The 16,467-nt window shown below is 62.3% G+C and carries 12 protein-coding genes; 11 read left to right on the plus strand and 1 reads right to left on the minus strand.

All coding sequences use genetic code 11. The features are described from left to right. Positions 1-122: 122 nt before the first annotated feature. The 8 genes from ilvB (at position 123) to MAIT1_RS11370 (ending at position 8,221) form a co-directional block, all read left to right on the plus strand. Complete coding sequence (gene ilvB / locus MAIT1_RS11340; RefSeq protein ID WP_085442381.1) at positions 123-1,820, plus strand: biosynthetic-type acetolactate synthase large subunit; 1,698 nt, start codon at positions 123-125, stop codon at positions 1,818-1,820. Positions 1,821-1,832: 12 nt separating this feature from the next. Then, positions 1,833-2,351, plus strand: coding sequence for an acetolactate synthase small subunit (gene ilvN, locus MAIT1_RS11345; RefSeq protein WP_085442382.1), 519 nt, complete (start codon positions 1,833-1,835; stop codon positions 2,349-2,351). 61 nt (positions 2,352-2,412) lie between these two features. Next, positions 2,413-3,429, plus strand: a complete 1,017-nt coding sequence (gene ilvC / locus MAIT1_RS11350; protein ID WP_085442383.1) for a ketol-acid reductoisomerase — start codon at positions 2,413-2,415, stop codon at positions 3,427-3,429. Between the two features lie 323 nt (positions 3,430-3,752). Next, positions 3,753-4,415 (plus strand): phosphatidylserine decarboxylase family protein, encoded by a 663-nt coding sequence (locus MAIT1_RS11355; protein WP_085442576.1) that lies wholly within the window; start codon positions 3,753-3,755, stop codon positions 4,413-4,415. Between the two features lie 4 nt (positions 4,416-4,419). Then, positions 4,420-5,214 carry a CDP-diacylglycerol--serine O-phosphatidyltransferase gene (gene pssA / locus MAIT1_RS11360; RefSeq protein ID WP_085442384.1) on the plus strand — a complete coding sequence of 265 codons (795 nt, stop codon included), beginning with the start codon at positions 4,420-4,422 and terminating at the stop codon, positions 5,212-5,214. 367 nt (positions 5,215-5,581) lie between these two features. Beyond that, positions 5,582-6,346: an SPFH domain-containing protein gene (locus MAIT1_RS11365; protein WP_198947868.1), complete on the plus strand. Its 765-nt coding sequence runs from the start codon at positions 5,582-5,584 to the stop codon at positions 6,344-6,346. Beyond that, positions 6,343-6,687, plus strand: a complete 345-nt coding sequence (locus MAIT1_RS22045) for a DUF4339 domain-containing protein (protein WP_198947869.1) — start codon at positions 6,343-6,345, stop codon at positions 6,685-6,687. Before MAIT1_RS11365 ends, MAIT1_RS22045 begins: the two co-directional genes overlap by 4 nt. A 259-nt stretch (positions 6,688-6,946) precedes the next feature. Continuing rightward, positions 6,947-8,221 (plus strand): hypothetical protein, encoded by a 1,275-nt coding sequence (locus MAIT1_RS11370; RefSeq protein WP_143814791.1) that lies wholly within the window; start codon positions 6,947-6,949, stop codon positions 8,219-8,221. 394 nt (positions 8,222-8,615) lie between these two features. On the opposite strand, the gene glgC is transcribed toward MAIT1_RS11370, so the two are convergent. After that, on the minus strand, positions 8,616-9,899 hold the full coding sequence (glgC, locus tag MAIT1_RS11375) for a glucose-1-phosphate adenylyltransferase (RefSeq protein WP_085442577.1): 1,284 nt from the start codon (positions 9,897-9,899) through the stop codon (positions 8,616-8,618). Between the two features lie 241 nt (positions 9,900-10,140). Here glgC and glgA point away from each other — a divergent pair, with 241 nt between their 5' ends. From glgA to glgX, 3 genes are all read left to right on the plus strand, one after another. After that, positions 10,141-11,580 carry a glycogen synthase GlgA gene (glgA, locus tag MAIT1_RS11380; protein ID WP_085442386.1) on the plus strand — a complete coding sequence of 480 codons (1,440 nt, stop codon included), beginning with the start codon at positions 10,141-10,143 and terminating at the stop codon, positions 11,578-11,580. Between the two features lie 132 nt (positions 11,581-11,712). Beyond that, positions 11,713-14,199 carry a glycogen/starch/alpha-glucan phosphorylase gene (locus tag MAIT1_RS11385; RefSeq protein ID WP_085442387.1) on the plus strand — a complete coding sequence of 829 codons (2,487 nt, stop codon included), beginning with the start codon at positions 11,713-11,715 and terminating at the stop codon, positions 14,197-14,199. Positions 14,200-14,315: 116 nt separating this feature from the next. After that, positions 14,316-16,466, plus strand: coding sequence for a glycogen debranching protein GlgX (gene glgX / locus MAIT1_RS11390; protein ID WP_085442388.1), 2,151 nt, complete (start codon positions 14,316-14,318; stop codon positions 16,464-16,466). Position 16,467 lies beyond the last annotated feature (1 nt).

Raw genomic sequence — 16,467 nt, forward strand, 5'->3', positions numbered from 1 at the left:
GAATTTGCTTCAGCTAGGGCGGAACGCGCACCTGCGATGTCTGCGGCCGCAAGGCCGTCTCGCACAGGCGCGCTGCGCCGCTGCGCAAGCGCGCGGCGGGCAGCCAAACCGGGAGTTGAGCCATGCAATTGAATGGCGCGCAAATCGTTGTCGAGTGTCTGCTTGAGCAGGGGGTCAAGTCGGTGTTTGGCTACCCCGGCGGCGCGGTGCTCTACATCTACGACGAAATCTTCAAAAACAAGGAACGGATTCACCACTACCTGTTCCGTCACGAACAGGGCGCGCTGCACGCCGCTGACGGCTATGCCCGCGCCACCGGCGAAGTGGGCGTCGCGTTGGTCACCTCCGGCCCCGGCGCCACCAATGCGGTGACCGGTCTGGCCACCGCCTATATGGACTCCATCCCCATGGTCTGCATCACCGGTCAGGTGCCGGTGGCGCTGATCGGCAACGACGCCTTCCAGGAGGCCGACATCGTCGGCATTACCCGTTCGTGCACCAAGCACAACTATCTGGTGAAGGATATCAAGGATCTGGCGCGGGTGCTGCGCGAGGCGTTCTACATCGCCCGCACCGGTCGTCCCGGTCCGGTGGTGGTGGATATCCCCAAGGACATCACTAACCAGATGTTCGAGTTCACCCCCGCCAGCGGCGACCCGGTGATCCGCTCCTACAAGCCCACCAGCGAGGGCCATACCGGGCAGATCCGCAAGGCGGTCAAGCTGATGGCCAACGCCAAGCGCCCGCTGCTCTACACCGGCGGCGGCGTGTTGCTCTCCAACGCCTCCGACGAGCTGACCGAAATGACCCGCGCCTGGGGCGCGCCCATCACCAACACCCTGATGGGGTTGGGGGCGTATCCGGCCAGTGACAAGCAATTCGTCGGCATGCTGGGGATGCACGGCACTTACGAAGCCAATATGGCGGTGAGCCGCTGTGACCTGCTGGTGGCCATCGGCGCGCGCTTTGATGACCGCGTCACCGGCAAGATCTCCGAATTCGCCCCCGAAGCGGAGATCATCCATGTGGACGTGGACCCCACCTCCATCTCCAAGAACGTGGCGGTGGATGTGCCCATCGTTGGCGACATCAAGCCGGTGCTGGAGAAGATGCTGCCCATGGTGCTGGAGGAGAAATTCCAGAGCAAAAAGCCCGACCTGACCGATTGGTGGGCGGAGATCGATCAGTGGCGCAAGCAGGACTGCCTGCGCTATGAGCAGAAAGAGGACGTCATCGAAGCGCAGTTTGTGATTCAAAAACTGCACGAGCTGACCAATGGCAACGCTATCGTCGCCACCGACGTGGGTCAGCACCAGATGTGGGCGGCGCAGTTCTACGGCTTCGAGAAGCCGCGTCGTTGGCTCACCTCCGGCGGTCTGGGCACCATGGGCTACGGCCTGCCTGCGGCCCTGGGCGCACAGGTGGCGCATCCTGAAGAGACCGTGGTGCTGATCTCCGGCGAAGGCTCGTTCCAGATGAACCTGCAGGAGCTGGCCACTGCGTTCCAGTACCGCCTGCCGGTGAAGATCGCCATTTTGAATAATGGCTTCCTGGGCATGGTGCGACAGTGGCAGGAGTTCTTCTATGAGAGCCGCTACGCCGAGTCGGTGATGGAGGTGACGCCCGACTTCATGAAGCTGGCCGACGCCTTTGGCGCCACCGGCATCCGCGCCACGCACCCCAAGGAGGTGGTCCCCGCCATTGAGAAGGCGCTGGCCACCAAGGGGCCGGTGATCATGGACTTCCATGTCAATCGCGAGGCCAACGTCTACCCCATGGTGCCCGCCGGGGCGGCCCTCAACGAGATGATTTTGCTGTAAGGAGCGGCGGCCATGAAACACATTCTTTCCGTGTTGGTGGAGAACGAAGCCGGAGTGCTCTCGCGGGTGGCCGGTCTGTTCTCGGCGCGCGGCTTCAACATCGACGGTTTGACCGTGGCGCCGGTGGGCGATGGCGAGACTTCGCGCATCACCCTGGAGACCTACGGCGACGACAACATCATCGAGCAGATCATCAAGCAGCTGCATAAGCTGGTGCCGGTGATCCAGGTGCATGACCTCACCGACCGCCCCCACGTGGAGCGCGAGTTGATGCTGGTGAAGGTGGAGGCGGAACGCGACATGCGCGCCGAAGTGCTGCGCATCGCCGACATCTTCCGTTCGCGGGTGGTGGACGCCACCTCATCCACCTTTGTGGTGGAGGTGACCGGCTCGTCGGATAAGCTGGACGCCTGTTTGAACCTGCTGGAGCCGCTGGGCGTGGTGGAAGTGGTGCGCACCGGCAAAGTGGCCATGGCGCGGGGCGCCAAGCGCATGCGCGAAGGGCTGAAGGAAGCGCCGGTCAAGAAGTGACCGACGGCCTATCATACAGACAGACAACCCGATTCGGGATTTATCGAGGAGAGAACGTTCCATGAAGATCTATTACGACCGCGACGCCGACTTGAGCCTGATCCAAAGCAAGAAGGTCTCCATCATCGGCTACGGCTCCCAGGGCCACGCCCACGCCCAGAACCTGAAAGACTCCGGCGTGGACGTCACCGTGGGTCTGCGCGCTGGCTCCAGCTCCTGGAAAAAGGCCGAAGGCGCCGGTCTGAACGTGGCCACTGTGGAAGACGCCGTGGGTTCGGCCGATCTGGTCATGATCCTGGCTCCCGATGAGCATCAAGCGACCATCTACAACGACAGCGTGGCCCCCAATCTGAAAGACGGCGCCGCTCTGGTGTTCGCCCACGGCTTCAACGTCCACTACGGTCAGATCGAAGCCCCCGCCGGCAACGACGTGTTCCTGGTCGCTCCCAAAGGCCCTGGCCACCTGGTGCGCTCCGAGTTCCTGCGCGGCGGCGGCGTGCCCTCGCTCATCGCCATCCATCAGGACGCCACCGGCAAGGCCAAAGACTTGGCCCTCTCCTACGCCTCCGCCAATGGCGGCGGCCGCGCCGGCATCATCGAGACCTCTTTCAAGGAAGAGACCGAAACCGACCTGTTCGGTGAGCAAGCCGTGCTGTGCGGCGGCATCAGCGCCCTGATCCAAGCCGGTTTCGAGACCCTGGTGGAAGCTGGTTACGCCCCCGAGATGGCCTACTTCGAGTGCCTGCATGAGACCAAGCTGATCGTCGACCTGATCTACGAAGGCGGCATCGCCAACATGCGCTACTCCATCTCCAACACCGCTGAGTTCGGCGATCTGACCCGCGGCCCCCGCGTCATCACCGCCGACACCAAGGCGGAGATGAAGAAGATCCTCGAAGAGATCCAAACCGGTGAATTCCCCCGTGAGTGGATCAGCGAGAACAAGGCTGGTCTGCCCAAGTTCAAGGCCCTGCGTCGCATTGGCGCCGAGCATCAGATCGAAGAAGTGGGCGGCAAGCTGCGCGCCATGATGCCTTGGATCCAGTCCAGCAAGCTGGTGGACAAAGAGAAGAACTAAGGCGCACCGACGCTTTGTATGCGATGGGGCGGGAGACCGGTTGACGGACTCCCGCCCTTGGCGTATTCAGGGGGCTGACGAGCGTTTGATGATGGGGTGATGAAAGATATTGGGGCGTTGCCCCAAACCCCAGCCGGGCTCTGCCCGGCGCCCGCCAGGGCGTTGCCCTGGACCCACGGGGCTCCGCCCTCGACCCGCTGGGGTCGCGGACCCCAGACCCCGGAAAAGTCGGCCATGAATGTCCGACTTTTCCACCTGTCGAGCTCATGCCCTTCCGTGCTCTTATGCTGGTGGGGAATGCCTTGATAAACATGAATAAGGAGATGGCGATGGCCTCGCCGGTTGCCCCTGAGGGCTTGCCCTTTATCGCGATTTTTATCGCCGTCGCCGCTGCGGCGACCGCGCTCACCCCCTGGCCGCTGCTGTGGGCGGTGGTGTGGATCCTGGCCGCCTGGTGCGTCTGGTTCTTCCGCGACCCCGAGCGGGCGTGCTCCGACGAACCGGGGCTGCTCATCGCCCCGGCGGACGGCAAAATCGTCGCCATTCGCGAAGTCGACGCCGCCCCCATCACCGGCGAGAAGGCGCGCATGGTGTCGATCTTCATGAACGTGTTTAACGTGCATGTGAACCGCATGCCAGAAGCCGGAACAGTGGTGGCCACCCAGTACCACCCGGGCAAGTTCCTCAACGCCGCGCTGGACAAGGCGGCGGTGGAGAATGAGCGGCAGGTGGTGGTGATGCAGCGCGCCGACGGCGTGCGCATCCCGTTTGTGCAGGTGGCCGGATTGGTGGCGCGGCGCATCGTCTGCCGCGTGGGCGAAGGCGCGGTGCTGGGGCGCGGCGAACGCTTCGGTCTGATCCGCTTCGGCTCGCGGGTGGACGTCTACCTCCCTCTGGAGGCGGAAGTGCGCGTGACCCTGGGCATGAAAACCTCCGCAGGCGTCACCCCCATCGCCCACTATCCCCTGCAAGCGACCGGAGAGTAAGATCATGTCCGAGAGCGTGCGCTCCAAACGCATCTACATCCTGCCCAATCTGCTGACCACCGGCGGCATGTTCTTTGGCTTCTACGCCATCGTCATGGGGCTCTCCGGCAAATTCGAGATGGGCGCGTTGGGCATCGTCATTGCGGGCATCTTCGACGCCCTGGATGGACGCGTGGCGCGCGCCATGAATGCGGTCTCGGCGTTCGGCAAGGAGTATGACAGCCTGGCCGACTTCCTCTCCTTTGGCATGGCCCCGGCGATTCTGGTGCATCAATGGGCGCTGGCGCCGTTTGGCCGGTTGGGCTGGGCGGCGGCGTTCTTCTTCGTAGCCTGTAGCGCGCTGCGTCTGGCGCGCTTCAATGTGCAGACCTCGGCGCCGGATCCGCGCATCTCCAATCGCTACTTCCAGGGCATGCCCACCCCGGCGGCGGCGGGCATCGTCTCGGCGCTGATCCTGTTCGCCAACGACACCGATCTGTTCGCGGTGGGCAAGGTGGAGGCGCACGGTTTTGAGGCGTGGTTCACCCTGCTGCTGGTGTTCGCGCTGGGCGCGTTGATGGTGAGCAATCTGCGTTTCCGCAGCATGAAGGACTTCACCGGCCATCGCCGCAAGCCGTTCCTCACTCTGGTGGCGGCGGCGGGTCTGATCACGGTGCTGACCATCCATTTGACCACCACGCTGCTGGCCATCGGTCTGTTCTACATTGTCTCCGTGCTGCACAGCCATCGGGAGTACCAGCGCCTGCTGGCCGAGGGCAAAGAGGTGGAGCGCGACGAAGCCGAGGAGTTCTCCCTCTGAGTTGTTGCCGCCATTGTCTGCGCGTCATGGCGCTGGCGATGGCGGGATGATCAAAGTCGACGCCTGTGCTCCCGGGCGTTGCGCTCTGCCGATCCCTTCCTGAGAATTTCGTTATCCGTCGCTTTGGTTGTGACCCTGTGGCCAATCCATCTCCGCACCGCTTGTGCCGATAAATCCTCTGCCTTTCTTTGCATGACGACTTTAATCCGATAAGATTGCTTGTCTGGATCAGCCGAACGTGTGCGACTGCCCAGCGCAAACGCTCGGGCGCAGGTGTGCGGCGTGGATGTGAGAGTCTGAAATTCTACTGTCTTTAAATCATTTCAGGAGTTAAGTAATTGGTTTTTTTAGCAGTTTATCCAGTGAGTTGATCGACATCATCGAGTGGACTGATGACTCCAACGATACGCTGGTTTATCGATTTGAGCGGCATGACAATGAGATCAAAAATGGGGCGAAACTGACGGTGCGCGAAAGCCAGAACGCTCTGTTCGTCAATGAAGGGCAGGTGGCGGATCTGTTCCCCCCGGGGATGCATACCCTCACCACCCAGAACCTGCCGATTCTCTCCACTTTGAAAGGGTGGAAGTATGGTTTCGACAGCCCGTTCAAGGCGGAAGTCTATTTCGTCAGCTTGCGCACCTTCACCAATCTGAAATGGGGCGCCAAAAATCCCATCATACTGCGGGACCGGGAGTTTGGTCCGGTGCGCCTGCGCGGCTTTGGCAGCGACTCCCTGCGCATTGTCGACCCGAATAAATTCATCCCCGAGATTGCCGGCGCCGACGGCCACTTCACACTGGATGAGATCTCCGAGAAACTGCGCGCGCTGTTTCTCTCCCGCTTCAGCGATCTGCTGGGGGAGAGCCGCATTCCGCTGCTGGATCTGGCCACCCAATATGACGAACTGGGCGCGCTGCTGTTGCAACGGATTGGTCCAGACTTCGCGACCTATGGTCTGGAGATGAGTAAGCCGTTGATTGAAAACATCTCTCTGTCGCCGGAGGTGGAGAAGATGCTGGATAAACGCTCCAGCATGAGCATTCTGGGCGATATGGGCCAATACAGTCAGTGCCAATCCGCCAACGCCATGAGGCCGCCGCCTCCAACGATGGCGGCGCAGGCGGCATGATGGGGATGGGCGTCGGCATGGCCATGGCCAATCAGATGGCCAATCAGCACGCGGCGCCCGCTCCGGCGCCGGCGCCACAGGCGCCGCCACCGCCGCCATCTGCGGCGAACACAGCGCAGTTTCATCTGGTGATTCAAGGGGCGCAGCAGGGGCCGTACAATCTGGATGGGGTGCGCCAATGGGTCGCCTCCGGTCAGGTCAACGGCGACACCCTGGCGTGGATGCCCGGCCTGCCCCAATGGACCCCGGCCAGTCAGATTCCCGCTTTGGCGACGCTCTTCTCCGCGCCGCCGCCGCTGCCGCCCTCCGCCGGGGGACCGCCGCCCCTGCCCAACGGCTGATTTCCGCTGTTCGCCAGGGCCTGGTTTGTTGATGAAGCCAGGCCCTGATCGCGCTGCGCCCCCTGCATCCTGAACTTTGCGGAGACTCTTCTCATGACGGAAAAGCTGACCGATACGCCTGCGCCGCCGCCGCTGCCAACGCAGGCGGAAGCCGCTCCCCCCCGCGCCCCCCCCGCCGATGACAGAACCGCCGCCGCCAGAGCCTGAGCCGCAGAGCAAGTCCGCGCGCCAATTCCCCTGTGACGGGTGCGGCGCCGATATGCGCTTTGACCCCGGCGTGGCTGCGTTGACCTGCCCCTATTGCGGCCACCAACAGACGCTGCCCGACCAACTGGCTGTGCCCGAAGAGTTGGATCTCAATGCGTTTTTGGAACATGCCGCCAGCGATGCGCAGACCCAATCCATCACCCTGGTCAAATGCGATCAGTGTGGCGCATCGGTGGAGCCGGAGAGTCATGTCACCGCCACGGAGTGCGCGTTCTGCGGCGCGGCGATGAACCTGCGGGAGATCAGCCAGAGGCAGATCAAGCCGAGCAGTTTGCTCCCCTTTGCGGTGGAGAAAAAGGCGGCTGCGAATCTATTCAAAGAGTGGGTCGCCAGCCGATGGTTCGCCCCCAGCGCGCTCACAGCGGTGGCGCAGCGGGAGGCCCCGATGCAGGGGATCTATATCCCCTATTGGACGTTTGATTCACAAACGCACAGCGAATATGACGGGCAGCGCGGCGACTACTATACCGAAACCAGAATCGTCAACGGCGAAGAGAAAGAGGAGCGCAAAATCGAATGGACCTACGTCAGTGGGCGCATCTCTGAATGGTTTGACGACGTATTGATCATGGCCTCCACCGCTTTGCCGCGTGAAGTGGCGCAGGAGTTGGAGCCCTGGGATCTGGAAAATCTGGTGGTGTATGACGCGCAATACACCAGTGGCTTTCGCGCGCAGAACTATCAGGTGGATCTGCAACAGGGGTTTGAACTTGCCGATGAACGGATGGAGGCGGAGATTCGCGAACTGGTGGAACAGGATATTGGCGGCGATCGACAGCGGATCGACTCCCTGAATGTGCGGCACTATGATGTGACCTTCAAACATATTCTTCTGCCCATCTGGATCCACACCTATCGCATGGGGGATAAGAGCTACCAGTGTTTGATCAATGGACGCACCGGAGAGGTCAGCGGCGAACGTCCCTATAGCTGGGTCAAGATTCTGTTTGCCGCGCTTGTCGCTCTCGGCTTGGTGGGCGCGGCGGTGTGGGGGCTGTCACAATATGGCAAAAGCCAGGATGCGGCGGGTCAAGATCCGGGATACTCCTCTTGGGCGTCGCCGACAGAGGCGTCTGCGCCCAATTCAGTGACGACGCCCAGCGCGCCGGAGGGGCCATCGCGGGGGCTCCTGGAGCAATCTCTGGCGCCGCAGCCGACGTCGCAAGCAGCGCAGTCAATCCCATCTGATCAGGAGCGCACGCAAGGCGGCGGGGTGTTGCAGCGCGCCCTCTCCACCTATGACGATGCGCCCGCCGCGCAACGTTAGCCAGGTGGGGCAGTGCAATATAGTGAGTCAAAACCAAAACTGCACAGAACGTCCAATGTTTGCGTGACGCAGGTGAAACTCGCGCTGACAGATTGGCCGCCGACTGGTCGGCGGCGGGGTCTGGGGTCCGCGACCCCAGCGGCCAAAGGTGTGTAATCTAGGGCGGCGCCCCACGATTTGGCAGGATTGCCAAATCGGACTCGCGTAGCGAGCCCGAAGGGTGAGGGCCAAGGATGGCCCGAATCACGGTTTGGTTTTAGGGAACTCGAGGGCAAAGCCCTCGATATCTTTCATTATCCAAAACCCGAGCAAGTCCGATTCTCAGTTTGACTTGCAACAGAAAAGGCCGCGTCCGAGAGGGCGCGGCCTTTTCTGTTGCAGGATGCTGCGGCGCTTACGGCTTGGGCAGCTTGGCCAGATCCTCGTCGGTGATCAGAGTGACGCCGCCTTTGGTGCGGTGGAAGTAGCGCGCGTCCTCTTCGGGGTTGACCCCCACCACGGTGCCGGGGGGCACTTCGCAGCCTTCGGCCACGATCACCTTTTTCAGCACGCAGCGGCGGCCCACGGCGGCGCCGTTGAGCAGCACCGAATCCTCAATATTGCAGTAGGAGTGGATGCGCACGCCGGAGAACAGCAGCGAGCGGCGCACGGTGGAGCCGGAGACCACACAGCCGGAGGAGACCACCGAGTCCACCGCCATGCCGCGGCGCTCATCGTCATCGAACACGAATTTGGCCCCGGGCAGCTGCGCATGGTAGGTCCAGATGGGCCACTTGCGGTCATACAGGTCCAGGGTGGGGGTCACCGCGGTCAGGTCCATATTGGCCGACCAGTAGGAGTCCAGCTCGCCCACATCGCGCCAGTAGGCCTCCTTGGAGCCCTCCGAGTAGACGCAGCTATCGGAGAAGCGGTGCGCAAAGACGTCCAGAGTCGGCACCATGTTGGGAATCAAATCCTTGCCGAAGTCGTGGCTGGAGGCGTCGGTTTCAGCATCGTCGGTGAGCTGTTTGACCAGCACATCGGTGTTGAATACGTAGATGCCCATGCTCACCAGCGAGCTGTTGGGGTCGCCGGGCAGGGTGGGGGGATTGGCCGGTTTCTCCACAAAATCGACGATGCGGTCGTCGCCATCCACGCCCATCACGCCAAACGCCTTGGCCTCCTCCTTGGAGGCGGTGATGCAGCTCACCGAGACGTCGGCGCCTTTGTTGATGTGGTCGCGCAGCATGGTGCGGTAGTCTTGGCGATAGATGTGGTCGCCGCCTAGAACAATCACGTACTTGGGCTTCTGCGCCACGATCAGGTCGAGGTTTTGGAACACCGCGTCGGCGGTGCCCTGATACCAATCTGTGCTGCCTTTTTTCTGCTGCGCAGGCCACACCTGGATGAATTCGCCGAACTCCGCGCGCAAGGTGCCCCAGCCCGCCTGCACGTGCTGGGCGAGCACATGCATGTTGTACTGGGTCAGCACGCCCACTCGGCGCAGACCCGAGTTGACGCAGTTGGACAGGGCAAAGTCGATGATGCGGAACTTGCCGCCAAACGGCACGGCGGGTTTGGCGATGGCGTCGGTGAGTTGTTTCAGACGTTCGCCTCGACCGCCAGCAAGGATAATCACCAGGGTTTCGCGCAAGGCGTCTGTCATGGAAATGCTGGAGGGGGGATTGTTCTGACTCATCATGCACCCTTATAATCAAACGCCGGAAATCGGGCCAGATTGTTTTTTGCAGGCCGTCATCTCCAGCTGTGAAACAGGCTATAGCCAAGCGATCGGTCGACGCCGGGGCGGACCGCCGCCAGATCGGCGGGGCCGGATCTGGACGACGAAACAAGGGGGGGCTCTGTGCGCCGTTGCCGACCCGCTTATATCACACCTGTCGTGATATTAAGCCGAAAATGCGCACAATGGGAACGTTGTCATGAAAATTCTACATGTGGCCTCGGAGCTGCGACCCATTTCGCAGACGGGTGGATTGGGCGATGTGGCCGCGGCGCTGCCGCAAGCGCAGCGCGCCAGCGGGTTGGACGCGCAGGTGATGACGCCCGCTTATTCGGGGGTGTTGGAGAAGGTCAAAATTGATGGAAACCCCATAGAACTTGGGGATTTGCTCGGTTGCGGGCCGGTCCAATTGCTGCGTGGCCAACTGAGTGAACAGGGTGTTCCGTTGTGGTTGGTGGATTGTCCGGCGCTGTTCGATCGGGAGGGGGGGCCTTATCTGGACGCCGAGGGGGAAGCCTGGCTGGATAACGCTCTGCGCTTCGCAGCGTTGTCACTGTGTGCGGCGATGCTGGCCGAGAGCGGCGGCATGCTGGGGTGGAAGCCCGATGTGGTCCACGCCCACGATTGGCAGGCAGGGTTGGTCGCGCCCTATCTGAACGTGCGCAATCCGAATATTCCCACCGTATTCACCATTCACAATCTGCAATACCAGGGGTGCTTTGAAGCGGACTGGCTGGAGAAGTTGAATCTGCCCTCGTCGCTGTTTGGCGTGCATGGGTTGGAATTCCATGGCGAACTCTCCTTCCTCAAGGGGGGGCTCTACTACAGCCATGCGCTCACCACCGTGAGCCCCACTTACGCTGATGAGATCCGCACCGCCGCCTTCGGCCATGGGCTGGAGGGGCTGCTTACCGCTCGTAGTCACGCCTTGACCGGCATCCTCAACGGCATCGATATGGCCCAGTGGGATCCGCAAACCGACCCGCATATCGCCGCCCCCTTCAGCGCCGGGGATCTGGCGGGCAAGGCCGCCTGCAAGGCGGATATCCAAGCCCACTTTGGTCTGGATCAACGCGCCGCTGCGCCGCTGCTGGGCGTTGTGAGCCGTCTGGCGCAGCAGAAGGGGCTGGATATGCTGCCGCCGTTGGTTCCGGCGCTGATCGCGCGCGGGGCGCAACTGGTGGTGTTGGGAACCGGCGAGGCGGAGCTGGAGACCGCGTACCGCAGCCTGGCTGAAGCCCATCCCGGCGCGGTGGCGGCGCACATCGGCTATGACAACGCGCTCTCCCATCGCATTCAGGCGGGGGTGGATATGCTGCTGATCCCCTCGCGCTTTGAACCCTGCGGGCTGACCCAGATGTACGCCATGCGCTACGGAACTCTGCCGGTGGCGCGGCGCACCGGCGGGCTGGCAGACTCCATTGTCGACTGGTCCGCTCCCGAGCCCACTGGCTTTCTGTTCGACACCCCCGGCATGCCGGGGTTGAAAGTCGCGTTGCACCGGGGGTTGGACGCCTATTACGACCAGCAGGAGGCGTGGCGCGCGGCGCAACGGCGCGCCATGGGGCTGGATCTGAGCTGGCAAAACGCCGCCACGGCGTATGCGGCGCTTTACGCCCGTCTGTTGCAGGGTGCATAATGCCGCCCAACCCCTTATGGGCGCGCGGCAATGTTTTTTGTCACGCGGTCGTCGCATAGGGTCGCTACCCTCACGTGGCGTCACAATGACAATAACCAAAAAAATTAGCCCGTCGGCGTCCAGGAGAGTGCAATGAGTCGAATCCACTGTGTCGGCGATACGGTTCCCTCACGGCTCAGTTCGTGGGAGGTGGCCAACCTCAAGAGCCGTCTGATCAACACCATGATCCACGCCGTGGGCGAGGACCCGGACGGCGCCGACGCCAATGACTGGTATTACGCGGTGGCGTTCCTGGTGCGCGGGATGCTCAGCGAACAGTACATCAAGCTCGAGCGCGAACAGAGTCGTCAGCAGGTGCGCCGCGCCTACTACCTCTCCATGGAGTTCCTCATCGGTCGCCAACTCACCGCCAACCTGCTGGCGTTGGATATGGTCGAGCCCATCAGCGCCTGTCTGGAGGAGCTGGGGCACAGCTATGAGGCGGTGCGCAACTGTGAGTTCGACGCCGCCCTGGGCAACGGCGGTCTGGGACGTCTGGCCGCCTGCATCCTCGACGGCCTGGCCACCCACGGCTATCCCGGTTACGGCTACTGCCTGCGCTATGAGTTCGGCATGTTTCACCAGCGCATCGAGAATGGCCAGCAGGTGGAGCAGCCGGAGAACTGGCTGCGTTTCGGCAACCCGTGGGAGTTGGAGCGCCACAACGCCCACTATCCCATCCGCTTTCATGGCCGCCTGATCAAACACGCCGAAGGCTCCGCCAACGAAACCGTGATGTGGGTGGAGACCGACGATCTGGTGGCCATGGGTTCGGATATGCCCATGACCGGTTTCCGCACCCCGGCCATGGTCAATCTGCGCCTGTGGAACGCCCGCTCCGGGGCCGACTTCAATCTGGACTACTTCAACGAAGGCGACTTCATGGCGGCGGTCAAGGACAAGACCGTCTCTGAAAACCTTACCAAGGTGCTCTACCCCAACGACGCCAATGAGCGCGGCCAGGAGCTGCGTCTGAAGCAGGAGTACTTCTTCGTCTCCGCCTCGGTGCAGGATATCGTCTCGCGCTATCTGAGCGAAAACGGCGATATCCGCAATCTGCCGCAGAAGGTGGTGATCCACCTCAACGACACCCACCCGTCGCTGGCCATCCCCGAGTTGCTGCGTCTGCTCATCGACGAGTATCGTCTGGGCAAGGAGGAGGCGTGGGAGGTGGCGTCGCAGACCTTCACCTACACCAACCACACCCTGCTGCCCGAGGCGCTGGAGACCTGGTCGGTGGATCTGCTCTCGCGGGTGCTGCCGCGCCATCTGGACCTGATCTATAAAATCAACCATCGTCACCTCAAAGCGGTGATGAGCAACTTCCCCGACGATCAGGGCATGCTCAACCGCCTGTCGCTCATTGACGACGGCTCCCAGCGCATCCGCATGGGCTGGCTGTCGGTGGTGGGCAGCACCCGGGTCAACGGCGTGGCCAAACTGCACTCGGACCTACTCAAGGCGGGGGTGTTCAAACCGTTCCATCAGATGTACCCGGAGCGCTTCGTCAACGTCACCAACGGCGTCACCCAGCGCCGCTGGCTGCTGCAGTCCAACCCCGGGCTGGCGTCGCTGATCACCAGTCGCATCGGTCCGCGCTGGACCACCGACCTGGAGCGTCTCAAGGAGCTGGAGTCGGCGGTGGACGACGCCGAGTTCATGGCCCAATTCGCCGCTGTCAAGCGCGACAACAAAGCGCGCTTGGCCGAACGCATCGGCGAGCTGCTGGATATGACGCTGGATCCCAGCGCGCTGTTTGACGTGCAGGTCAAACGCATCCACGAATACAAGCGGCAACTGCTCAATCTGCTGTCGGTGATCGCCCACTACAACCGCATCAAAGAGGGGCGCGCCGTCAATCCGGTCCCCCGCGTGAGCATCTTCGCCGGCAAGGCCGCGCCGGGCTACTACATGGCCAAACTGATCATTCGTCTGATCAATGACGTGGCCAAAACCATCAACGCCGACCCGCAGACCCGCGATCTGATGCGGGTGGCGTTCATCCCCAACTACAACGTCTCCGAGGCGGGCTTCATCTTCCCCGGCAGCGATCTGTCCGAACAGATCTCTACGGCGGGCACCGAGGCTTCAGGCACCGGCAATATGAAGTTCGCCCTGAATGGCGCGCTCACCATCGGCACCCTCGACGGCGCCAATATCGAGATCCGCGAAGCGGTGGGGGCGGAGAACTTCTTCAAGTTTGGTCTGGAGACCCCGGAGGTGGAGGCGTTGCGCGCCAAGGGTTACGACCCCAACGTCTACATCAACCAGAACGCCGAGCTGGGCCATGTGATGGAGCAGTTGCGCAACGGCTACTTCACCGGCGGCGATCACGACCGCTACCGCGATATCGTCAACACCCTGACCCATGGCGACCACTACCTGGTGATGGCGGACTTCTCCTCCTACATGAAGTCGCTGGAGGAGGTGGACGCGCTCTATCGTCAGCCTGAGGAGTGGAGTCGGCGGGCGATGTTCAACGTCGCCCGCGTGGGCGGCTTCTCCATCGACCGCACGGTGCACACCTATGCGCGCGAAATCTGGGGACTCAAACCGCTGTTCCGCGAGCGCCGCGCCTGATCGGCGTAAGACGCGCGCCGAGTGAGAGTGAGTATCTGAATGTTGGACCCTGTTGTTTTGATTGATCGTTGGTCGCGTTTCGGCGTGGCGTTGATGCTTTTGCGACGGAGCGGCGCATGAGTCACGGCGCCATGCGTTTATGGCCGGGACGTCCATCGCCCTTGGGGGCGACGTGGGATGGCCAGGGGGTCAACTTCGCCCTCTATTCGGAGAATGCCGAGAAGGTCGAGTTGTGCCTGTTCGATGAGAGCGGCGCGCGTGAGATCCATCGTCTGACATTGGGCGAGCATACCCACAGCGTGTGGCACGGCTATCTGCCCGATGTGCGTCCGGGGCAGATCTACGGCTATCGGGTCTACGGCCCCTATGCGCCCGAGCAAGGGCATCGCTTCAACCACCACAAGCTGTTGATGGACCCCTACGCCAAAGCGCTGCGCGGGGAGCTGCACTGGCGCCCGGAGATCTTCGGTTATCAGTTGGAGAATGAGGAGGAGGGCGATCTGTCGTTCGACACCCGCGACAGCGCCCCGTTCGTGCCCAAGAGTCAGGTGACCCACGACGCCTTCCCATGGGGCGATGACCGTCCGCCACAGCATCGCTGGACCGACACCATTCTGTATGAACTGCATGTGCGTGGTTTCACCAAGCGCCGGGTGGATATCGATGAACCGCTGCGCGGCTACTGCGTGGGGCTGCACCAGGAGCCGGTGGTGGAGTATCTCACCGATCTGGGGGTGACAACCCTGGAACTGCTGCCGATGCACGCCTTTTTGGACGAACCGCATCTGGCCGCCAATGGTTTGACCAACTACTGGGGCTATAATCCCATCAACTTCTTCACCCCGGAGCCGCGCTATCTGGCCTCCGGCGAGCCCGATGAGTTTCGCGCCATGGTGCAGGCGCTGCACCGCGCCGGATTGGAGGTGGTGCTGGATGTGGTCTACAACCACACCGCCGAGGGCAACCAGCGTGGCCCCACACTCTGCTATCGCGGCATCGACAACGCCTCCTACTACCATCTGCGGCCGGATAATCCCCGCTATTACGACAACTTCAGCGGCTGTGGCAATGCGCTCAAACTCAGCAACCCCGGCGTGTTGCAACTGGTGATGGACTCCCTGCGCTACTGGGTGGGGCAGATGCGCGTGGATGGTTTCCGTTTTGACCTGGCCACCTCGCTGGCGCGGGTGGATGGCGGCGGGGTGGATATGAATGCGCCGTTCCTGGAAACGGTGCGACAGGATCCTCTTCTGAGCGGCGTTAAGCTGATATCCGAACCGTGGGATATCGGCCCGGGCGGCTACCGGTTGGGCGGCTTTCCCGGCGGCTGGGCCGAGTGGAACGATCGTTATCGCAACTGTCTGCGCGGGTTCTGGCGCGGCGACGGCGGCGGCGTGGGCGAGATCGCCACCCGCTTGACCGGCTCCAGCGATCTGTTCGGCCATCACGGGCGGCGCCCCTGGGCCAGCATCAACTTCGTCACCGCCCACGACGGTTTCAGTCTGCGCGATCTGGTCAGCTACAACCACAAGCACAATCTGGCCAATGGCGAAGAGAATCGTGACGGCTCCGATCACAATCTGAGCTGGAACTGCGGCGTCGAGGGGGAGACCGACGACGCCCAGATCAACGAACTGCGTTGGCGGCAGATGCGCAATCTGATCGGCTCGCTGCTGCTCTCCCAGGGCACGCCGATGCTGCTGGCGGGGGATGAGCTGGCCTGCACCCGCCAGGGCAACAACAACCCCTACTGCCAGGATAATGAGCTCAACTGGATCGACTGGGATCAGCTGGATGACGAGCGCTTGGCGCTGCGGGATTTCGTCAAATGGGTGATCCGCGTGCGTATGGCGCATAAGGGCTTTAGGCGTCGGCGCTTTTTCACCGGAGAGCCGCGCCCCGATGGCGACGGCAAGGATATTGCCTGGCTCAAGTGCGAAGGCAAGGAGCTCACCGACGTCGATTGGCGGGATCCGGAGCGGCGATCTCTGGGGTTTTTGCTGTGCAGCGAAACCGGCGGGCGTGATTTGACTGACGACGGCAAGCCTGAGCCCGATGACGCCATTCTGGTCATCGCCAACGCCCAGGATGAACCGATCAATTTTCAACTGCCCTGTGAGCCGGGGCAGGCGTGGCGCACCTTGATCAACACCGCCGAGCCGCAGCGCAGGAAGCGTGGTTCGTCGGTGGAGGTGGGGGAGTATGTGGTGCGTGAGCGGACGTTGGCGGTATTGATTTTGGAGCCGTTGGTCCCCGTTAAAGGGTGAT

Origin of the sequence: Magnetofaba australis IT-1 (assembly GCF_002109495.1) — a bacterium.
GTDB lineage: Bacteria > Pseudomonadota > Magnetococcia > Magnetococcales > Magnetococcaceae > Magnetofaba > Magnetofaba australis.